Origin of the sequence: Natronogracilivirga saccharolytica, from assembly GCF_017921895.1 — a bacterium.
Lineage (GTDB): Bacteria > Bacteroidota > Rhodothermia > Balneolales > Natronogracilivirgulaceae > Natronogracilivirga > Natronogracilivirga saccharolytica.
Window position 1 is genome coordinate 12,539 of sequence record NZ_JAFIDN010000006.1, and the last position, 21,524, is coordinate 34,062.

The 21,524-nt window shown below is 53.9% G+C and carries 19 protein-coding genes; 12 read left to right on the forward strand and 7 right to left on the reverse strand.

All coding sequences use genetic code 11. The features are described 5' to 3' along the window. Positions 1 to 49 precede the first annotated feature (49 nt). From NATSA_RS08695 to acpP, 3 genes are read right to left on the reverse strand one after another with little or no spacing between them, the layout of a single operon-like run. Positions 50 to 2,191 carry an acetate--CoA ligase family protein gene (locus NATSA_RS08695; protein WP_210511729.1) on the reverse strand — a complete coding sequence of 714 codons (2,142 nt, stop codon included), beginning with the start codon at positions 2,189 to 2,191 and terminating at the stop codon, positions 50 to 52. Further along, positions 2,184 to 2,378 (reverse strand): hypothetical protein, encoded by a 195-nt coding sequence (locus NATSA_RS08700; protein ID WP_210511731.1) that lies wholly within the window; start codon positions 2,376 to 2,378, stop codon positions 2,184 to 2,186. The genes NATSA_RS08695 and NATSA_RS08700 overlap by 8 nt, the downstream gene beginning before the upstream one ends. A gap of 59 nt (positions 2,379 to 2,437) precedes the next feature. Next, on the reverse strand, positions 2,438 to 2,680 hold the full coding sequence (gene acpP / locus NATSA_RS08705; protein WP_210511733.1) for an acyl carrier protein: 243 nt from the start codon (positions 2,678 to 2,680) through the stop codon (positions 2,438 to 2,440). Positions 2,681 to 3,042: 362 nt separating this feature from the next. On the opposite strand from acpP, the gene NATSA_RS08710 reads away from it, so the two are divergent. The 4 genes from NATSA_RS08710 to NATSA_RS08725 all read left to right on the forward strand — a co-directional run bounded on the left by NATSA_RS08710 (position 3,043) and on the right by NATSA_RS08725 (position 8,354). Continuing rightward, the gene (locus NATSA_RS08710) at positions 3,043 to 4,500 is read left to right on the forward strand and encodes a thiolase family protein (RefSeq protein ID WP_210511735.1); all 1,458 of its coding nucleotides are present in this window, start codon (positions 3,043 to 3,045) and stop codon (positions 4,498 to 4,500) included. After that, positions 4,497 to 6,632 carry a 3-hydroxyacyl-CoA dehydrogenase NAD-binding domain-containing protein gene (locus NATSA_RS08715; RefSeq protein ID WP_210511737.1) on the forward strand — a complete coding sequence of 712 codons (2,136 nt, stop codon included), beginning with the start codon at positions 4,497 to 4,499 and terminating at the stop codon, positions 6,630 to 6,632. The genes NATSA_RS08710 and NATSA_RS08715 overlap by 4 nt, the downstream gene beginning before the upstream one ends. A gap of 99 nt (positions 6,633 to 6,731) precedes the next feature. Further along, positions 6,732 to 7,040 (forward strand): preprotein translocase subunit YajC, encoded by a 309-nt coding sequence (yajC, locus tag NATSA_RS08720; RefSeq protein WP_210511739.1) that lies wholly within the window; start codon positions 6,732 to 6,734, stop codon positions 7,038 to 7,040. Between the two features lie 51 nt (positions 7,041 to 7,091). Further along, entirely contained in the window at positions 7,092 to 8,354 is a 1,263-nt protein-coding gene (locus NATSA_RS08725; RefSeq protein ID WP_210511740.1) for a bifunctional 3,4-dihydroxy-2-butanone-4-phosphate synthase/GTP cyclohydrolase II, read from the forward strand. A 108-nt stretch (positions 8,355 to 8,462) separates the two neighbouring features. Here the strand turns inward: NATSA_RS08725 and NATSA_RS08730 are convergent, their stop codons facing one another. From NATSA_RS08730 to ileS, 4 genes are read right to left on the reverse strand one after another with little or no spacing between them, the layout of a single operon-like run. Then, positions 8,463 to 8,912 (reverse strand): iron-sulfur cluster assembly scaffold protein, encoded by a 450-nt coding sequence (locus NATSA_RS08730; RefSeq protein ID WP_210511742.1) that lies wholly within the window; start codon positions 8,910 to 8,912, stop codon positions 8,463 to 8,465. 15 nt (positions 8,913 to 8,927) lie between these two features. Beyond that, positions 8,928 to 9,623: a signal peptidase II gene (locus NATSA_RS08735; RefSeq protein WP_210511744.1), complete on the reverse strand. Its 696-nt coding sequence runs from the start codon at positions 9,621 to 9,623 to the stop codon at positions 8,928 to 8,930. Between the two features lie 5 nt (positions 9,624 to 9,628). Further along, positions 9,629 to 10,030: a TraR/DksA family transcriptional regulator gene (locus tag NATSA_RS08740; protein ID WP_210511747.1), complete on the reverse strand. Its 402-nt coding sequence runs from the start codon at positions 10,028 to 10,030 to the stop codon at positions 9,629 to 9,631. A 12-nt stretch (positions 10,031 to 10,042) separates the two neighbouring features. Further along, complete coding sequence (gene ileS / locus NATSA_RS08745; RefSeq protein WP_210511749.1) at positions 10,043 to 13,216, reverse strand: isoleucine--tRNA ligase; 3,174 nt, start codon at positions 13,214 to 13,216, stop codon at positions 10,043 to 10,045. Positions 13,217 to 13,426: 210 nt separating this feature from the next. On the opposite strand from ileS, the gene NATSA_RS08750 reads away from it, so the two are divergent. The 8 genes from NATSA_RS08750 (at position 13,427) to NATSA_RS08785 (ending at position 21,501) form a co-directional block, all read left to right on the forward strand. Beyond that, entirely contained in the window at positions 13,427 to 13,975 is a 549-nt protein-coding gene (locus tag NATSA_RS08750; RefSeq protein ID WP_210511751.1) for a tetratricopeptide repeat protein, read from the forward strand. An 87-nt stretch (positions 13,976 to 14,062) separates the two neighbouring features. Further along, positions 14,063 to 14,587 (forward strand): low molecular weight protein-tyrosine-phosphatase, encoded by a 525-nt coding sequence (locus NATSA_RS08755; protein WP_210511753.1) that lies wholly within the window; start codon positions 14,063 to 14,065, stop codon positions 14,585 to 14,587. Positions 14,588 to 14,618: 31 nt separating this feature from the next. Continuing rightward, positions 14,619 to 15,491, forward strand: coding sequence for a fructosamine kinase family protein (locus tag NATSA_RS08760; RefSeq protein WP_210511755.1), 873 nt, complete (start codon positions 14,619 to 14,621; stop codon positions 15,489 to 15,491). Positions 15,492 to 15,617: 126 nt separating this feature from the next. Beyond that, positions 15,618 to 17,381, forward strand: a complete 1,764-nt coding sequence (locus NATSA_RS08765) for a tetratricopeptide repeat protein (protein WP_210511757.1) — start codon at positions 15,618 to 15,620, stop codon at positions 17,379 to 17,381. A 4-nt stretch (positions 17,382 to 17,385) separates the two neighbouring features. Then, entirely contained in the window at positions 17,386 to 18,162 is a 777-nt protein-coding gene (locus NATSA_RS08770) for a DUF4292 domain-containing protein (RefSeq protein WP_210511759.1), read from the forward strand. Then, the gene (locus NATSA_RS08775; protein WP_210511761.1) at positions 18,159 to 19,508 is read left to right on the forward strand and encodes a murein hydrolase activator EnvC family protein; all 1,350 of its coding nucleotides are present in this window, start codon (positions 18,159 to 18,161) and stop codon (positions 19,506 to 19,508) included. The genes NATSA_RS08770 and NATSA_RS08775 overlap by 4 nt, the downstream gene beginning before the upstream one ends. Positions 19,509 to 19,623: 115 nt before the next feature. Then, entirely contained in the window at positions 19,624 to 20,067 is a 444-nt protein-coding gene (locus tag NATSA_RS08780; protein WP_210511763.1) for a hypothetical protein, read from the forward strand. Between the two features lie 174 nt (positions 20,068 to 20,241). Then, positions 20,242 to 21,501 (forward strand): DUF819 family protein, encoded by a 1,260-nt coding sequence (locus NATSA_RS08785; protein WP_210511765.1) that lies wholly within the window; start codon positions 20,242 to 20,244, stop codon positions 21,499 to 21,501. Positions 21,502 to 21,524 lie beyond the last annotated feature (23 nt).

Sequence of the window (21,524 nt, forward strand, 5' to 3'; positions counted from 1 at the left end):
TGTCCCTTCCGGCCCGGATGTTTCCTCACCGGATGTTTCCGCACCCGCATCACCCGCCGTCCTGCAGTACGATCCTGGCGTCGGCGGCAAAACTGCCCTGTCCCTCATCCAGAACGAGAAGCGGATTGATGTCCAGCTCGCGGATCTGCGGGCACTCTTCGGCCAGCTGCGAAAGCCGCTGGATGGCCTCCCGAACCGAGGCGGTGTCCCTGGGTTTTCTTCCACGCGCGCCTTTCAGCAGCGGCGCCGCCCTGAGTTCCGACATCATCCGGTCCACCGTCTTCGGATCAACCGGTGTAATGCCGAACGCGACATCCTTGAAAATTTCGACAAAAATCCCGCCGTAACCAAACATCACGACCGGTCCGAACGTACGGTCCCGCTTGATTCCCAAAATAGTCTCTTCTCCCTTCGGAATCATCTTGCGGATGAAGAATCCTTCGATGCCGGCTTCCGGCTGCTGCTTTTTGATCTTCTGCAGCATGTTTTCCGCCGCTTCGCGGACTTCTTCGCCCGAAGAGAGATTCAGAACGACACCATCCACATCCGATTTGTGCACAATGTCTTCCGAGATGATCTTCAGTACCACCGGGAAACCGATGCGTCCGGCGGCCTCTGCCGCCTCATCGGGCGTTTTGGCTACTTCGCTTTGATATTGCGGAAGTCCGTAAGCCTCAAGCACCTTTACGGCCTCATGCTCCGGAAGCATTCCGCGACCGCCGGCAGCCGCCTTATCGAGAATGCGGTGCGCCTTTTCGCGGTCGACGTCTTTGAACGCTGCGGGCGGTTCCTGCTTTGCATCCCCGGCCTTCCGGAAATTCCAGGCCGCGGCAAACGCTCCGCTCATCGACTCGGCGAGGATATAGTGCGGAATGTGGTTTCTCTGAAGGATATCGATCCCCTCTGCCACATCCGACTCGCCCATGAAGGAGGTGTAGATCGGCTTGCCGTATTTGTCCGCAACCACGCAGATCTCTTCGGCAATGCTTTCAATTTCGGTCATCGACTGCGGCGTCAGAATGACAAAAACGCCGTCGACGTTTTCATCCTCAAGTACGGCGGAAATGGCCACATTGTAGCGGTCGGCCCGCGCATCACCGATGACATCCACCGGGTTCTTCGTATTGGCCGTAGCCGGCAGCTTTTTCTTCAGCAGCGCGGCCGTTTTTTCGGTGAAGCCCGGCACATCGAGACCGTCGCTCACAGCCGCATCGGTCACCAGTACGCCGGGTCCGCCCGCGTTGGTGACGATGGCCACGCGGTTGCCTTCCGGAAGCGGCTGATAGGCGAACGCGATCGCCTTGTTGAACATCTCTTCGATGTCGTTGCACCGGATGATTCCTGCCTGCCGGAATGCCGCATCGCAGATCCCGTCGCTGCCGGCCAGCGATCCGGTGTGGGACAGCGCGGCCGACGCCCCGAGTTCGGTCCGGCCCGATTTTATGGCCAGCACCGGTTTTCTGGCGGCAATCACCTCGCGCGCCGCATCCATCAGTGCCGGCCCGTCGGTAATATCCTCCAGATAAAGCAGCACCACATCGGTTTTGGGATCATCCTTGAGGTAGTGCAGGAACTCGATCTCACTCATCTGTGCCTTGTTGCCGAGGCTGACGAATTTTGAGAACCCGATGTGCTTGGCGCGGGCATAGTCCAGCACCGCCGTACAGAGCGCTCCGCTTTGAGACAGAAAGGCGATACGTCCTTCATCGGGCATCTGACGGGCGAACGATGCGTTCATCATCACTTCGGGGTCGGTATTGATGATGCCCAGGCAGTTCGGTCCGATGAAGTTGATGTCGTACTTTTCGGCGATGTCGAGCAGCTGCTGCTCGCGCTCGCTGCCTTTGCCTCCGATCTCACGATAGCCGGCGGTAATGATGATCACATTTTTGATGCCTTTTTGTCCGCACTGCTCCAGCGCCATGTGCGCCACGGCGCTCGGGAACACGATCACGGCTACATCGACCGGGTCTTCGATATCGATAAGATACTTCCAGGACCGGACCGAGGCGATGTGCTTCTGGCCCGGGCTGACGGGATAAAGCATCCCCTGGAATTCGGTTTTAAGAAGGTTGCGGAAAATATCGCCGGGAACGGTACCGATCACGTTATTGGCACCGGCCACGGCTATGGACTGGGGATGGAACATGGTTTCCAGCCCTTTTGCTCTGTCGGCGTATGTTTTACTCATACGGACGCTCCGGGTTTTCGGGTTGGACCGGAACAGAGTATTTCAGCAGTGTTCCGGATAATGTGTTTGCAAAGGCGGGTGCATCGCCGGTGACCCGCTGCCGGACAGACTCCGGGTACCGGGATAGTGCTGTGATATTTATCAGGCGGGCGCTGACGGCAATTCCGTGAAATGTGCCACGGCGCATGGCTGTGTTGCGGCAGCAGCCGGCTGACACGCGGAATCGTACCGCATTGTCTGATGAAGCTATTTTTCCAGGTATCCGGAGATGAATTCTACAGCCTCCGATACCGTTTGCACGTCCAGCGCCTTCTCCTCATCCATTTCGATGTCGAACTCCTCTTCAAATGCGGCAACAAGCTCCATGCTCTGCATGGAGTCGGCACCGAGGTCAAAGATGAAATTGGCATCCTCGGTGATCTGATTTTCGGGTATTTCCAGTACTTTCGCGATCACTTTTTTGACTCTCTTCTGCACATCTTTTGTCATGGCCTGTCCCTTTATTGGTGCGAAAAAAAGTACTCTGGTGTGTATCTCTGCCTTGTCCTTGTAATCATGATTGCCGGCAGGTAAATGCGCGATTCTGTCCCGGACTCAGCTGTGAATAACGTTCAGATCATCGGACCAAGTCAATATTTTTCCGTTCCGGTTAGTGAATACTATAACGCAATTTCGGGACAAATGCAAGCTCATGAACCAGAAAAGCGGTTTTTCCACGTGCCCGGCTGATGACATACTCCGGACCAGTCCGCCCGAAATTCTTCTGCAATTTTATCACTCAGGTGATTATTATACAGAAAGCATTGCTGAGATTGCTTCAAATTTTCTTTCACTGCCAAATTCTGCTTTTTATGAGCACCTCCAGAAAACGAAGTAATATCGTCCTGATTGACGGCTGCCGGACACCATTTCAAATACCCGGAACCGGCTATCGCAGCTTCCGCTCCCGCGACCTCGCGCGTTTTGCCATCCGCGGCCTGCTTAACCGCACAAAAATCGCAGGCGATCAGATCGGCCATGTGATTATGGGCACCGCATTTCCGGATACCGAAACCGGAAACCTGGCCCGTGAAGCCGCCCTGGGCGCCGGTCTGCCGGCCTCCGTTCCCGCGCATACCGTCTCGATGTCATGCCTTTCATCCCAGCAGGCGATTGCCGGCGGTATCGGTCAGATCCTTTCCGGCGGGGCGGATGTGGTCATTGCCGGCGGTGCCGATTCGTTTTCATCCGTCAGGAGGCCCGAAGAGCTGCCTCTCCTGCGGGAAGTCAGCACCGGGGAGACGATGGGCAAATGGGCCGACCGGCTTGCGGACCGGCTTGGAGTTTCCCGGGAGGAGCAGGATGCGTACGCGGTCCGGTCCCATCAAAGTGCCGTAAAAGCAAACGAAAGCCGGTTGCTTGACGATGAACTGATTCCGGTTGCGAGCCAGCCCGGATTTGAAGCGGTCACCCGCGACAACGGGTTCCGTGCCGACTTCACTCCGGAAAGCCTGTCTATTCTGAAACCCGCCTTCACCAAAAAACATGGCACGGTTACCACCGGAAACGCATTCTTTCCTGCCGACGGCGCCTCGGCAGTGCTGATCATGACCGAGGAAAAGGCGGCTGAACTGGGCCTGACGCCCCGTGTCCGGATTGCATCCCGGAGCTGGACCGCGGCGCACCCTGCCGACGATATGCTCACCGGTGCCGCACACGCCATCCCAAAGCTGATTGAGCAGTCGGGTATCAATCCGGGTGATATCGATGTGTTCGAGGTGCACGAAGCTTTTGCCGTTCAGATCATTGCCCTGCTGAAGGCGCTTGCCTCATCCCCGGTTCCCCTGCCCCTGCGGTCGCTGAACCCGCTTGGCGGATCGCTTTCACTCGGACACCCGTTCGGTGCAACCGGCGGCCGGCTTCTGACGACCGCTGCGAACCGGCTCACGCGGGGCAATGGACGATATGCGGTTGTTGCCTCTCCCGGCGGCGGCGGTCACGGCCATGCCATGCTGCTTGAGGCCATGGATGCCGGATCCGGGAATAAAAGCGCACGCGGGGCATCATCCCGAAAAACCACCACTCAAAAAGCCGCTTCCCGGAAGAGCTCATCCTCAAAAGCGACCGGCACGCGGACATCTGCCAGCAAGGCGCCATCCGGAAAAACAGGAAAAACGGAAGGCACACAAAGGTCCGCAGGCAAAGCGTCATCCGGAAAAGCCGGGGAATCATCATCCGGAAAATCACAAACGAAAAAAACGGAATCCCAAAAATCAGGACCAAAGCAGTCAGGCACCCCATCATCCGATAATCAGAATACGGCATCATGAAGACGCTCAAACTGACGGTAGAAGATCATATTGCGACACTGACGGTGGATCAGCCCCAAAACCGGGTCAACACCATCACCAGTCAGCTGATAGCCGAATTTGATGAGGTGCTGGACAATCTCGAGCATGATGAACTGATCCGCGCACTCATCATAACCGGCGGAAAACAGGACCGCTTCATTTCCGGCGCCGATATCCGGCTTCTGCTTGGCTTCCGGAAAAAGGGTGACGCGCTTGCCTTCAGCCGGAAAGCCAATTCGCTGCTCACGCGGCTCTCGCAGCTGCCCGTCCCGGTCGTTGCAGCCATCCACGGACCTGCGCTGGGCGGCGGACTGGAAGTGGCGCTTGCATGCGACTACCGGATCGCCACCGATGACCCGACCACGCGTTTTTCACTGCCGGAGGTCAATCTGGGTTTGTGTCCGGCCGCCGGCGGATCCCAGCGGCTGCCCGCCCTGATCGGCACCTCTGAGGCGCTTTCGATGCTTCTGACCGGCCGGACCGTCTATCCCCGCGAGGCACTCGAAACCGGCCTGGTGGATGAGCTTATCCATGTCCCGGGCCTGATGAAGGCCGCCCGGAATACCGCCCGGATGCTGATGGACAGCAAGGATGAGATCCGGCAGAAGGGTGCGGTTTCCAAAGTCCTCGGGACGATGCGCGGCAATCCGGTAGCCCGGCGGATTTTGTTCAACAGAGCGGAAAGTGACATTCAGAAGCAGACTCGCGGTCGTTATCCGGCGCCGAAAGCCATTCTGGAATGTGTCCGTCACGGACTGAAGCACGGGCCGGAGGCCGGCCTTGCGTTTGAATCGGAGACGTTTGATGCGCTGGCGGTTACGCCCGAGAGCCGCCAGCTCGTGCTTGGCTATTTCAAGCGCCAGGCTGTACGGAAAAATCCGTCCAAAGCCCGGCCGCAAAAGGTGGATCACATCGGAGTGCTGGGAGCCGGGCTGATGGGGTCGGGAATCACGGCGGTAAGTGCCGCCAGGGGGTTTGCCGTAACATTGAAAGACCGGGACATTCCATCTGCCGTCCGTGGCAAGCAGGCCGCCTGGAATGAGCTGACCAAACGGGTGCAGGCGCGTGCCATAACGGAGTTTGAGCGGGACCGGCTGCTGGCAGGCATTCACTGCACAGACAGCTACAACGACCTGCGCGGACTTCCGTTCGTCATCGAGGCGGTATTCGAAGAGTTGTCGTTCAAGCGCCGCGTGCTGGCTGAATCGGAAGAGGTGCTGCCCGATGACGCTGTATTCGCATCCAACACATCGGCCATTCCGATCTCGGATATTGCCGCATCCGCCCGCCGCCCGGAGCGCGTCGTAGGCATGCATTATTTCTCTCCGGCCCGGAAAATGCCGCTGATCGAGATCATCCGGGGCCGTCAGACCGACGAGAAAGCCGTAGCCACGACATGCGACATTGCCCTGCGCCAGGGCAAATATGTGATCGTTGTGGATGATCAGCCGGGGTTCTATATCAGCCGGATCGTCCTGCCGATGATCAACGAGGCGATGCATCTCATCGAAGAAGGCGCCGACATACGCATCATTGATACGGCGATGAAAAATTTCGGTTTTCCGGTCGGCCCGGTCAATCTGACCGACGAGGTGGGTATTGATGTGGTTTCCCACGTTATGGAAACCATGGCTCCGGTGTTTAACAAGCGCGGCACTACGCTCAACCAAAGCATTCACAGACTGTACGAGTCGGGATTTGCCGGACGCAAAAACCGGCGCGGCTTCTATGACTATCGTGAAAAAAAGGGGATTCTGAACCGGCAGGATCATAAGCTGATCAATCAGGAAATCTATGCCTACTTCGGCGAATCCGGGCGGCGGGATTTCCAGCTTAAGGAGATCATGGACAGAATTACGCTTGTTATGATCAACGAGGCGGCATATTGTCTGCAGGACAAGGTTATAGCCAGGCCTTCCGACGGTGACATTGGCGCGGTGCTGGGCATGGGTTTCCCTGCTTACCGCGGCGGGCCGTTCCGGTATATGGATCAGGAAGGGATCCGTTCGGTCCGGGACCGTTTGCTGTACCGTCGGGATCTTCATGGCGCACGCTTCCATCCGGCTCCTCTGATTGAAGACCGTTTCAATGCCGGCAAGACCTTTCATTGATCTGTGCACCTGCTTTTGTAGTAGCTGGGTAAAAGCCGTATATTTCAGGCTATTCGCACATTTGTGTAACAATTGAAACAATGCACGTAATTATTGGTTATGGACACATTACTTTTTTTCTTTGCCGCTGATCCCGAAGGTGGCGGCGGCGGCTTCACCAGCCTCATCTTTCTTGCCGCTATTTTTCTGGTATTCTACCTGTTTATCATTCGCCCCCAGTCCAAAAAGCAGAAAGAGATTCAGAAAAAAGTTTCGGAAATGAAAAAGGGCGACAAAGTTGTTACATCAGGAGGCGTCGTTGGAATCGTATCTTCCATCGAAGACGACTCAATCATGATGGAGATCGACAAGGACGTCAAAATCAAGCTGCTCAAGAATGCCATTGTGGATGTGAATCCGCAAAAATAACAGCAGTATTCTCCGGGCAGCATTAACCCGGTTTCCCGTTTAAATATCCGTATGTCCAGCGAAAGCCCATTTGAATTCAACACCATTGAATCGGCCATAGAAGATATCCGCGCCGGTAAAATGGTAATTGTGGTTGACGACGAAGATCGCGAAAACGAAGGCGATTTTGTGATGGCGGCCGAGAAGGTGACGCCGGAATCCATCAATCAGATGGTAACCTACGGGCGCGGTCTGGTATGCGTTCCGCTCACCCGGCAGCGTGCCTATGAGCTGAACCTCGAACCCATGGTGGTCAACAACACCGATTCGATGGAAACCGCATTCACTGTTTCGGTGGATCACCGGCCTGACACCACTACCGGCATTTCGGCTTCCGACCGGGCCAAAACCATTCAGGCACTTGTGAATGCCGACGCCAGTCCGACCGATTTCCGGCGGCCCGGACACATATTTCCGCTTATCAGCCGCGAAGGCGGGGTGCTTCGCCGCGCCGGACATACCGAGGCGGCCATCGACCTCGCGAAACTGGCCGGATGCAAGCCTGCCGGCGTCATCTGTGAAATCATGAACGATGACGGCACAATGGCACGGCTGGATGATCTTATCGAGGTAGCCCGGCGATTCGATATGAAACTGATCACCATCAATGACCTGATCAGTTACCGGATGAAGCACGAAAGCCTGGTCCGGGAGGCGATCAATATTTCAATGCCCACCATTTACGGCGATTTCCGGCTGCATGCGTTTGAAGAAAAGCTGACCGGAGCCGTGCACCTTGCCCTTGCAAAGGGATCATGGGAAGAGGATGACCCCATTCTCGTGCGCGTTCACTCGCTTTGCATGACCGGCGATGTCTTCGGATCAAAACGCTGCGACTGCGGGGAACAGCTGCACACGGCACTGCGGATGGTCGAAGAAGAAGGCGCCGGCGTTGTGCTTTACATGAATCAGGAAGGCCGCGGCATCGGACTGATCAACAAACTGCACGCCTACAAGCTCCAGGAAGAAGGGATGGACACCATCGAGGCGAACGAAGCCCTCGGTTTCAAATCCGATCTGCGCGATTACGGAGTCGGCGCCCAGATGCTGCGCTCACTTGGTGTCAGCAAAATGCGGCTGATGACAAACAATCCCGCAAAACGGGTCGGACTGGTTGGATACGGACTTGAGATAGTGGAGCGGGTTCCCATCGAAACTGAAAGCTTCCCCGAAAACCTGAAATACCTGCGGACAAAGCGCGACAAAATGGGGCACGATCTTCAGAATATTGATCCGCATGACCAGCTGGACATGCTCAAAAGCATTCTTCACTGAGAGTGCGTTCAGCGGTCAGACTTCAAGACTTCAGCTTTTCCTTTTGCGGCAGTCACTCCTGCCTGCCGCAGTCGTTCACCGGAACGTCATTCACCGCTTGTGCTGACGTCAGCTGCCGGACCCGTCTTCCGTACCCGAGGCCAGCAATGTCTCCAGTCCCTTCCAGGCCAGATCGACACATCCGATGCGCATCGGATAGGCCTTGATTTCCCCGAGTGAGGTCAGTTCCGCTTCCAAAGAGTCCGGTGCCTGACGCTCGTCCCCGCCAAGCCAGGCCCTGATTTGTGCTGTTTTGCGGACAGCATCCGGCAGTTGCATCCCCGATAATTCACTGCAGGCAATCGATGCCGATGCGAGGCAGTAGAAACACCCCTCCCCTTCGAATTTCAACTCGTCAACCCTGTCATTTTTCAGTCTGGCAGAAAAGGACAGCCGGTCGCCGCACCTCCGGTTCACCACTTCATGCTGCAGATCAGGTGTGTCGACCGTACCGCGGCACCGCTGGTTGCGGAAATGATCAATAAGCAGGGACGTTTTTTCCGTGTCTTTCCGTGACATTGCAGATGCGGAGTATTAGCGATCCGGTGAGTTCTGCCGCTTTGGAGCTTCTGCTCCCTTTTGTGAGTCCCCGGCTTGTGGGCCGATCTCATCAGGAGAACCTGCCTGCTCATCCCCCCATCGTTCATCCTCTTTTTGCGGATTGCCCGGACTACCGCTTACAGGATTCTCTTTCGGGGAAGCCCCGGTCTGGTATTCGGGGATCAGTTTTTTATAGAAAACAATCAGCGTCACGATGGCGACAGTTATGGCGCTGTCCGCCACATTGAAGATGTAAGGAAAAACGGCAAAATTGCCGATTTCAAGCTTGAAATGTATGAAATCCACCACGTGTCCGTCCAGAACGCCGCCGTAGCCTCCCACGCGGGCCATGAAAATGCGGTCGGCGATATTCCCGAGCGCGCCGCCGATGATCATCCCCATGCAGACCATATAGCCGGTTCCGGCCGGCTTCATGGTTTTCCAGACGTAGACCAGAATCACAATGGTCGCCGCAATGGCGATGAGGCTGATGACCCAGGTATCGGCCCAGTCAATGCCCATTGCCATGCCGGGATTCTTGGTGAAATTGAACGCAAGCCACCCCTCGATCAGTGTGTACTGATGCAATTCGGGGCTGGTGCGGATCCAATACTTGGTAAGCTGATCCAGTATCAGGACAATCAGTGCTGCACCGCCGAATACCGAGAGCTTCTTCCCGACGGGGTTCAAAACAGTTATCGCCTTTTAAGTTTGGCTTCGATGCTGATCTGGGTATGGGGTACCGCTTCGAGGCGCCCTTTCGAAATTTTCTTGCCGGTCACCTTGCAGACACCATAGGTCTTGTTGTTGATGCGCTCGATGGCATCATCAAGATATTTGATGAACTTCCTGGTGCGGTTGTACAGCATGTAGGTCTTCTCTCTCTCCTGGGCATCCGTGCCGGCATCAGCCATATGAAACGAATAAGCCGACTCATCCGACGAATTCTCGGTGCTCTCCTTGAGTGCATCCATCAGAATGTTCAGATCCTGCTCGGCTTCCTTGCGTTTTTTCAAAATGATACCGCGAAAGTACTCCAGTTCCTCATCGCTGTATGGGGATACGCGCTCCCCGCTTTCGTTGGTTTCCTTGCTCATAGCTGCAGAGGATTAATAGTTGGTGTTACGTTGAATAGCAATGGTACAGTTTCTGCCGTCTATTTCCCACTGCTTGGTGAAATCAGATTCACCGGCAGGTCCATAACTGATCTCTTCTGCCAGTGTCTCGCTTTTTACATACTCTTTCATGGAATCAACCGAGGCCTGAACCTCATCATCACCATCCAGATATACTTCTATGCGATCGGTAAGTTCAAAATTGGCCTCCTTCCGCATGTTCTGGACACGGTTTACAATTTCCCTGGCAAGCCCTTCCCGCATGAGTTCTTCATCCAGCTCGGTGTCAAGCGCTACCGTAACTCCTGCTTCCGTCTCGACAGACCAGCCTTCCAGTCCGTGCCGGGTAATCGTGATGTCTTCCTTTTTCAGGGTTATGGGATCGCCATCTTCAAGGTCTACTACCCACTCACCCTTTTCTTCAAATTCCGATATGTCTTTTGTTGTCAGTTTCTGTACGGCTGCCGCCACCGGCTTCATCCGCTTTCCAAGCTTTTTGCCGAGAACCGGGAAGTTGGGCTTGGCACTTTTCTGTACGATGCCGGAATCGTCATTTACATATTCAATCTCCTTAACGTTCACTTCATCTAATATAATACCTTTTACGGAATCAATTGCCAAACGCTCTTCGGTATTATTGGCCGGAACGATCACGCGGCGCAGCGGCTGCCGGACATTGATCCGGATCTGGTTGCGAATCCGCAATACGATCGAAGTGATGGTGCGGGCCATGCTCATCCGGTACTCCAGGTCCCGGTCAATCGCAGTCTCCTCAACCGCCGGATAGAACGTCAGATGGACCGAATCCTCCTCAAACTCCGTGACGGTGTTGAGGTTGCGGTAGAGCCATTCTGTGATGAACGGTGCAACCGGACTGGCGATTTTTGCCAGATTTACCAGGCATTCGTACAGCGTCTGATAGGCGGCCGTCTTGTCCAGGCTCTTGCCTTCCCGCCAGAAACGGCGCCGGCTACGGCGGACATACCAGTTGCTCAGATCGTCAGCGAACCGCTCGATTTCACGCACGGCGCGGGTCGGTTCGTAGTCATCCATGAACGTATCCACCTTCTTGATGGTGGTAAACTGCCGGGAAATGATCCAGCGGTCGATCTCGCTGCGCTCGGAATAGGGAATCGGCACGCCGGAATAGGTCCACTTGTCGATGTTGGCATACATGGCCATGAAGGAGTAGGTGCTGACCAGCGTGTTGAAAAACTTGCGCTGGGTCTCCTGAAGCCCCTCCTCACTGAACTTCAGATTGTCCCACGGCGATGAATTGCTCATCATGTACCAGCGGGTCGTGTCGGCACCGTACTTGCTGATCGTGTCAAACGGGTCGACCGTATTCCCCTTCGACTTGCTCATTTTTTCGCCTTTGGCATCCAGTACAAGTCCGTTGGAAACCACGTTGTGATAAGCCGGCGAATCAAAAAGGATCGTTGCTATGGCGTGCAGGGTGTAAAACCATCCGCGGGTCTGATCCACGCCTTCGGCGATGAAGTCGGCCGGGAAATTCTCCTTGAACTCCGACTTGTTTTCAAAGGGATAGTGACGCTGCGCAAATGGCATCGCACCGGAATCAAACCACACATCCAGCAGGTCCGGAATACGCCGCATGGTACCGCCGTCTTTGGCCTTCCAGGTAATTTCATCGATATACGGGCGGTGAAGATCCAGTTCGGTATCCTCATCAATGCCGCCTTTTTCGCGAAGTTCCCCGATACTTCCGATAACTTCGACCTCTTCGGGGTTGTTTTCGTTTACCCAGATCGGCAGCGGGGTACCCCAGTATCGCTGGCGCGAAATCGCCCAGTCGACATTGTTCTCGAGCCAGACTCCGAAACGCCCGGTTCCGGTCCCCGGAGGTTTCCAGTTGATTTTCTTGTTAAGTTCCACCATCCGGTCGCGGATTTCCGTGGTTTTTATGAACCAGGATTCGACGGGATAGGACATCAGCGGCGTACCCTTGCGCCAGTCGTGCGGATAGTTGTGCACGTAGGTCTCGTGGCGGAACATCCGGCCCCGCTCCTTTATGTCCCGGGCAATGCCCTTGTCGGCATCCTTGAACCACTGGCCTGCAAAATCATCGATAATATCTTCAAAGCGCCCGTCCCGGCTGACCGGATTGAACATGGGAATGCCTTCTTTCTTGCACACTTCATAGTCATCGGCACCGAATGCCGGGGCGATGTGCACAATTCCGGTACCCTCTTCCAGTGTGACATAATCAGCAGGAACAATCCGCCAGGCCTGATTTCTTGAGATCTTCTTCAGCGCGTAACCGAACATCGGCTCGTAGGTGCGTCCCACCAGATCGGCGCCCTTAAGTTCCTCAACCACTTCGTAGCCGTCTCCAAGCACCTTGCCGGCCAGCTCTTTGGCAATATAGTAATATGCCTCCCGGCCGTCATGCTCGACCCGGGCTTTTACATAGTCAAATTCCGGATGAACGGCCAGCACCATGTTGGATATGAGTGTCCATGGCGTGGTTGTCCAGGCCATTACATGGGTGTTCTCCTCGCCGTCGACTGGAAATGTGACGTAGATGGACGGGTCCTGAACCTCTTCGTAGCCGAGACTCACTTCGTGGGAGCTGAGCACGGTTCCGCTGCCGGGGGAATACCACTGGATTTTATAGCCTTTGTAGATCAGGCCCTTGTCAAACATCTTCCTGAGCGCCCACCATACCGATTCGATGTAGTCATTGTCGAATGTGACATAGGGATTGTCCAGATCCACCCAGTAGCCCATGCGGTTGGTCAGGTGGTCCCAGTCGCCCTTGTAGCGGAGGACACTTTCTCGGCATTTGGCATTGTATTCGGCGATGCCGTACTCCTCAACCTGCTCCCGGCCCTGAAGCTTGAGCTCCTTCTCAACTTCAATTTCAACCGGCAGACCGTGGGTGTCCCAGCCGCCTTTGCGGTCGACCTTGCACCCTTTCAATGTCTTGTACCGGCAGAAAAGATCCTTGACCGTCCGGGACAGCACATGATGGATGCCCGGCTTGCCGTTGGCCGTAGGCGGACCCTCATAAAAGGTGAAGGGGATGCCATCCTTGCGGGTGGATACGCTGCGATTGAATACATCATTCGCCTTCCACCACTCCAGAACTTCGAGTTCTGCTTTGGGATATTGTAACTGTTTTACTTCCTTGAATTTCTTACTCATACTGTCGAGAAGGGATTCTCAGCTTCGGGATATTTACAAGAGCGTAAATATACGAAATAAAATTCTAACTGCTGAGTTTTGAAGATTAACCTGTACCACCCGGCATACGCTGCCGCAATTGTTTTTTCGTTATATTTATCCGGATTCTGAAATAATCAGATAAAGATAAGACTCTTTGGAACACACTTGAAACCGGTAAAATCAAATAAGATGCCAAACCGCGGATTAGCCCGATTATTACTTTTCAGCTTGTTTTTTCCGGCACTGACGGCAGTTTCCGGCTGTGAAGGCGAGTACAGCGAAGACCGCATGCAACAGGAAATCGAGCAAAAGCGGTCTGATTTCCAGGAAAAAACGGAAGATAAAAGGGGATCGGATGCATATCTGGATGCGGCCCGTGATATGGTGGATCGTTATCACGAATTTGCAGAGCACCATCCCGACAACCCCGAAAGTGCGGACTATGTCTACCGGGCTGCCATGATACAAACCGAGGCCCTGGGAGATTTTGACGGGGCGCTGGAATCGCTGCAGCAGCTTGTGGACACCTGGCCTGAGCATGAACGCGCTCCGTTTGCACTTTTCCTCATCGGCTACACTGCATCACAGTACATGCATGACTACGACAGGGCCGAAGAGGCTTACGAACAGTTTCTGGACAAATATCCGGATCACGAAATGGCCGAGTCCATTGCCTATGAAAAAGAGCACCTGGGCCGCAGTCCCTTTGAGTATGATTTTTGGGACAACATTGAATAAATTTGTAAACTTCAGAACTCCGGCACCGGAAACATTATTATATATTAAGTAAATTCAAACATTTAACCACAACATCCTTGTCTCTTTATGCAAACGGAAACCACATTGACGTTACGGGAAATAACCAGTGAAAACCCGCTGAAAATCTGCTTTGTCTGCCTCGGCAACATTTGCCGGAGTCCGACAGCAGAAGGGGTTTTTCAGTATCTTGTCAATCGCGAGGGGCTTCAGTCTTATGTCGAAATTGATTCGGCCGGTACCGGGGCCTACCATGTCGGCGAGCCGGCAAACAGCAAAAGCCGCATGATCGCGGAAAAAAACGGCGTCAAGCTCAACTCACGGGCCAGAAAGTTCGAATACTCCGATTTTGAGTATTTTGATCTTGTGATTGCCATGGACAAGGAAAACCTGCGGGACCTGAAGAACCTGGACCGCAAAAAGCAGTTCCATAACAACATTTACCTGATGCGCGATTTTGATCCGTTTCCGGAAGACGGCCAGGTGCCGGACCCTTATTACGGCGGCATCAATGGATTCGAACTGGTATTTGAGGTTGTAATGCGCAGCAGTGAACACCTGCTCGGGCAAATCAAACCATTCATTAAGGACTGAACGCACCACGGACTCTAACGCAGCACAAACTATGAAGATCGCACAGACAGTTGACCATTATTTCAATGAACAATTCGGAAGCGGCGTTTCCGGCGTGGCGGCTGTCGGCGGCGGCTGTATCAACGACACTTACCGGGTCACACTCGGAGACGGATCGGATTTCTTCGTCAAGGAGAATCGCATCAGTCTGCTTGATATGTTTGAAAAGGAGGCCCGCGGCCTCAGGCTGCTGTCTGAAGCTGCCAACGGCATTCAGATACCGGAAGTCCACGGCATTTTGAAAGACGAAGAATCCGGACAAGCCTGGCTCGTTCTCTCATTCATCAGGGAAGCATCCAAAAGCAGCATCTTTGATGACAATTTTGGCCGTGCACTGGCCGGAATGCACCAGAACTCATCCTCACAGTACGGACTCGACCACAATAATTACATTGGACGGCTTCCGCAAATAAATGACTGGCGCGATGACTGGGTTTCCTTTTTCATTGACTGCAGGATTGAACCGCAAGTAAAGATGGCACGTGAAAAAGGACATTTCTCAGGCCAGACCGGCAATTGCCTGGAGCGGCTTTACAAAATGCTGCCTGACATTATGCCAGAAGCGCCGCCATCACTCCTGCATGGCGATCTGTGGGGAGGAAACTATCTGTGCGATGACCAGGACCGTCCCGTGCTGATTGATCCTGCCGTGTATTACGGTCACCCCGAAGCTGAGCTTGCCTTCACAAGGCTTTTCGGAGGATTCGGCCCCGATTTCTACAAGAGCTACGAAGAAGTATCCCCCCTCTCTCCCGGTTTTTCAGAGCGTGTGGATATCTACAATCTGTATCCTCTTCTCGTCCATGTAAATCTGTTCGGCGGTTCCTACGTCTCACAGACCGAAGCAATTATCCGCCGGTTCTGATGCAGAAACAGTTACGGCTATTTCCCGAAAACCCGTACCATACGAGCTGACAAATCGTTACTTTTATCGGGATTGACCTTCAAAGGGATTACCGAGTTACAAAACGTTTATTCAGCTGAAAAGCCGATGTCCATTTTAATACGCTTTCTTCCTTATCATCTGCTCTCCGCATTCCTGATTGCCGTGTTAGTTGCGGGCTGTTCAAGCAGTGAGCCGGCGGCAAACGGTGCAGAAGAGACGCCACGGCCCTCCGCCGCTGGCGTACACAGTGATGTTTTAACGGAAGTGGAAGCAGCAGCAAGAAAAGATTTTATTCGCGGCATTACGGCCAAGGAACTTGAAGATTACGAGAAAGCCGAGGAGCATCTGACCAGGGCGCAATCGATCCTGTACCAGAGTCCGGGTGTGAATCATGCGCTGGCCGGACTTTATTACAAAATGGACGATTATGTCAACGGCCTTTATTACGCCCGGCGCGCGGTCGACCAGGAACCGGAAAACAAATGGTACCGGCTCAAACTGGTAGACGGTTACCGCTCGCAGGGAAACCACGAGGATGTCATACAGCAGCTCGACTCCATCCTGGTTTATCACCCATCCGACCTGGATGTGCTTTACATCAAAGCGCAGGTACAATCCGTAAAAGGGGATTACGAAGGCTCAAACAAAACCTATCAGCGCATTCTCGATCTTACCGGCCCGGACCGTTCCATTTACTATCAGCGCATCAGCAACTTCACCAGGCTGGAAGACACCGGGGGCATCATTGATGAACTCAACAAGGTGCTGGAAACAAACCAGGGCAACATGAATACACTCATGATGCTCAGCCAGCTCTACCTTGAAGAAGACAAGCTGGATGAGGCGCGTGTGACCCTCGAAAAAGCGCTGGACCGCAACCCAAGACATCCGGAAGCCCTTATCAACCTGGCTGACATATACATCAGGCAGGAAAAATGGGACAGGGCCGGCGAGCTTCTTGGCGGACTCATTCGTGATAATGACGTTGACACCTCCGACAAACTGGAAATTGTGCAGTATGTTATCAGCCGGTATGCCAGTGACCCTGAAAACGATGCTTTAAAAGATACAACAGAGGACCTGGTCGCTGCCCTGCTTGAGTCCGAATCTGAAAACGGCATGATTCATGCCATGGCCGCTGAGTTCTTTAACCTGGCTGATGAACCCGGGGAAGCCATACACCACCTCCGGGAAACTACACGTCTGCTGCCCGAGAATGATGCCGCCTGGCGGCAGCTGGTCCAGACATATTATATTGACGGCGATTACCAGGCAGCCATCTCAACCGGAAAGGAAGCTGATGAGTTTGTGCCCGATGATCCGTTCATCCTCTTTTTCGTCGGCGGATCCTACTTTCTGGAAGAAGAAAAAGAGGAGGCCGCAGACTGGCTGAAAAAAGCATCCGGGATGCCGGCCCGGTCCGAATTCCGGTCAATCATCCTGGGTACACTGGGCGATGTTTACGCATCGCTTGAAAACTGGGACCGCGCCGACGAGGCCTATGAGGAAGCCATATCGCTGGACTCTGACAACGATACAGCACTCAACAACTACGCTTACTATTTGTCGGAGCGCGGCAAGCGGCTGCAGCAGGCCAAAGAGATGGCCACCCGGGCACTCGAACTGAATCCCGACAATGCCGCCTTCCTCGACACCATGGGCTGGGTTTACTACAAGCTCGGTGACTATGAAAAAGCTCATGAATACATCAGGGCTTCCATCGATACCGGAGAGGCCAGTGCCGAAGTTCTGGAACATATGGGCGACGTATATGACAAGCTGGGCGAACCAGACCGTGCTCATTACTGGTGGCAAAAAGCGCTGGAGGAAGACGAATCGCGCGACTATCTCCACGAACGACTGCCTTGAATCAATGACAATATCCCGGTCCTCACTGCTGACAATCTGCTTTTCCGGTGCCGCGATACTGCTTCTGGCCATTTCCTGCGCACCCAGGGAAAGCCTTGAGCTTGAGAAAGGGACCTTCGAGCCGTCCGGACTGGAAAAAGAGGCTTTCTACGAAGAGTACACCGGCTTTGTTCAGGCACTCACCTCTTTAAGCGGCCGCGCCAACGTGCAGGTCAGCGAACCTGACGGAACCGAGCGGCTTACCATACGTTTCCGGTCGGACCGAAACGAAAGCCTGATCACCATCCGCAACAACCTGGGTATTGAAGGCGGACGGATATACAGTGACCCGGACTCGGTTATCATATACAACCGGATTGAGGAAGTTGCCCACAAAATGTCTCACACCGATGCCGCCCGTTTCTACCTTGACGGCATTACAGCCATGAATCTCATCCGCATCCTGCACCCCATTCCGGACGTTGATGTAATCAGCAGGATTCTCGAAAATGATGAGTTCTATCTGGTGGAGACCCGCTACGGAGAGCGGCACTATTTCAGGCGCACGGATATGGCCCTGCACCTCACCGAACGTGATACCGAACACCCCGAAGCGTACAAGAGTTTTTATTTTGAAAATCATGCGGAAATTGACGGACATGTTCTGCCCAGAAGACTTCGTATATTGAGTTCTGACGAAAAATCGAATATTTTTCTTGTTATCCGGGCGCTTGAAATAAATCCTGAAGACCTGGTATTCGACCCGGAGATTCCCGGTGACATTGATATTGTCCGGCTATGAACCGATCCGTCCTTTATTCCATTTTGTTTCTGATCATATTTGGTGCCGCTTCAGTTTCTGAACTGTACGGGCAGAATTATCAGAATATCCGGAAAGAGCTTGAGGCGCAGCAGAAAAAAGCCCGGTCGGACATTGAATCCCTGCGGGATCAGATCACCTCTTTTGAGGAGCAGGTGAGCGAGGCGGCGGACGAATACACCCGCAATTACGAGGAATTCCGGAACCTTGAGCGTGAGATCGCCCTGAGAAATGCGGTAATTTCATCGATGGAAGAAGAGCGCGCATCCATCCTGGAGGAGCTTGATGTCACTCAAAATGAGATAGACGATCTGAAGGCCGATCTTGAGACCATCATTGAAAATTACAAGAGTGCGCTCACCCATCTCTACAAGCACGGCAGGCTGCCGGACGAGGTGATGCTGCTCAGTTCTTCCTCTCTGAACCAGATGCTGGTGAGATCCTATTATCTGGACCGCTTCGAAACGTACCGGCAGAACCAGGCCCGGCAGATTGAGGAAATGCAGGCGGAACTGGAAACCCGTGAATCCGAGCTGGAGGATGCCCGGCGCAGGAACCAGCAGAATATTGCGGAAACAAACCGGGAGCGTGAAGTTCTGGAAGACCGCAAAGCCAGCCAGGAACAGAAAGTCGCCCAGCTTCGCCGGGACAGGGAGCGTCTGGAACAGCGTCTGAACGCGACACGCAGCGAGGCGGCAACACTTGAATCCACACTAACCGAACTGATTGATGAAGAGCAGCGTATCCGCGAGGCCGAACAGGAACGGCTTGAGCGTCTGGAGCAGGAGCGGCGCCGACGCCTGGCCTCTGCCGAAAACATCAGGAACCGGCGTGAGCGGGAAGCACAGGTGGCCCGCTTTTCGCGGCCCGTCGAATCCTCGGAACTCCCTTCCGACAGCCGTTTGAGTGATCTGGAGACTTCTTTTGAAAATCTGAAAGGCGATTTGCCGTGGCCGGTCAACTCCGGTGTCATCTCGGCAAAATTCGGCAACCGCATCAATCCGGTTTACGGAACCCGCATTGACAACCCCGGAATTGAGATAGTGACCGAACCCCGCAGTGAGGTGCATGCGGTTCATGAGGGATATGTGTTTGCTGTTCAGCCGATCCCCGGATTCGGCAACTGCGTATTTGTCAAGCATGGCCGCTACATCACCGTATACGGCAACATGAGTGATATTTCGGTCAGCCGAAACAGTTTTGTGGACAAAGGCGAAGTTATCGGACGCTCCGGAGACGAAAATTCGCTGAACGGAAACTCTCTGTTTTTTATGATACGCGAGCAGAACACCAACCTCGATCCCGAAGTCTGGATTTCAAGCCGCTGAGGTTCCGGTCTGAGATATTATCATCCGGTAAATTGCCGGATCATTATAATGCCGGATCATTGCCGCTGCAACCGACCATACAATATTTAAAAAATAACCGGAACCCTAATCTCCTATGACCCATCAGAAACAACAAATTGCCCGTGCATTTGCCTACTCCGGCGCTACGCTCATGATTGGTGTGGTCATCTTCTTCTTTACACAAGGGCTGATCCCTTTTATTGAGCTTCCTGATATCGCCGGGTCTGTATTTCTGCTGGGATTCATACTCATCTTCCTGAACCTCAGTTTTGCCATGGCGCGCCGGTTCTGCAGCAAAACATTCGAAATGGAACGTTTCCCCTATATCATTGCCATTCTGCTGATCCTGCCCACGCTAATCCTTTCAGCTGCAACCGACCGGTTTTCCGGTATCACGGCAATGCTGCTCTTTTATCTGATCATCACCTTGTCAAGTCTGACCGGAGCCTATCTGGGCATCCGGAGCGGACGACGCAAGCGCGACCGGCTGATACAAGAAGCGCTCGAAACCGGACAGTCGGGAAAAACCGGCATCTGAATCAATTATGATTTCACTGCAAATCCTCTATTTTGTATCTTTTTCCGCCAAAGGTCCGCAATAAGCAAGACACCATCCGGCACGGGGCAGAATATTTCCATCCGGAATTAGTCACAAACGGGGTTCCATGCGGCCTGATAAGACAGATGTCCAGCTGAAACCAACATTACCGATATGAGCGAAGCAAGCGAAAGTACTGCACTTTTTACCAATGATGCCATTGTATTTGGTATTCTGGCAAGTATTCTGGCCGTCATTTTTGTCTCCCAGCGAAGCGAACATCCTTTTCTCAAAAAATTCTACACCTACGTCCCCTCGCTGCTGCTGTGCTACTTCATCCCGTCCATATTCAATACCCTCGGAATCATCGACGGACAGGAATCGGACCTGTATTATGTGGCCTCCCGGTACCTGCTTCCCACCAGCCTTGTCCTTCTTACTCTGAGCATCGATTTGAAGGGTGTTGTGCAGCTCGGACCGAAAGCCATTATCATGTTTCTTGCCGGAACGACCGGTATTGTGATCGGCGGACCTCTTGCTATTCTGATCGTATCCAGCTTTGCACCTGAACTGGTCGGCGGCGCCGGTCCCGATGCCGTATGGCGTGGTCTGGCTACCGTTGCCGGAAGCTGGATCGGCGGGGGTGCCAATCAGGCAGGGATGCTGGAAATTTTCGGCGCCAGCCCGGATCTGTTTGCCGCAATGGTCACCGTGGATGTCATCATCGCCAATATCTGGCTTGCTTTTCTGCTGTTCGGAGCCGGCATTGCACCCCGCATTGACCGGATTTTCAAAGGAGATACCAGTGCTATTGAGCATCTGCGCAAAAAAGTTGAAAACTATCGCCTGAGCATTGCCAAAATGCCGGCACTGCCCGATACCATGGCCATTATCGGAATCGGCTTCGGAATGACGGCGATCGCCCATCTGGGTGCCGATAACATCACCCCCTGGATTACCGAAAACTTCCCGAACCTGGACCGCCTGAGTCTGACGTCTCCGTTTTTCTGGCTGATCAGCATCGCAACGGCCCTTGGCCTGACACTCTCCTTTACCCGTGCCCGTAAACTCGAGGGCGTTGGAGCATCCCGGATCGGCAGTCTGCTTCTTTACGTACTGGTCGCAACCATCGGCATGCGCATGGATATCATGGCCATATTCCAGAACCCCGGCTATTTCCTGATCGGATTCATCTGGATGCTGTGCCATGTCATCATTCTTCTGACGGTTGCCAAAATCATCAAAGCACCTTTCTTTTTTGTTGCCGTGGGCAGTCAGGCCAATGTCGGCGGAGCCGCATCCGCCCCGATTGTTGCCTCTGCCTTCCATCCGGCACTGGCTCCGGTCGGAGTGCTGCTGGCCGTGGTCGGCTATGCACTTGGTACGTATGCCGCCTGGTTCTGTGGCATTCTGATGAGCGTAGTGGCGCCCTGATCTTCAGCAAGGCAACGTTTAAC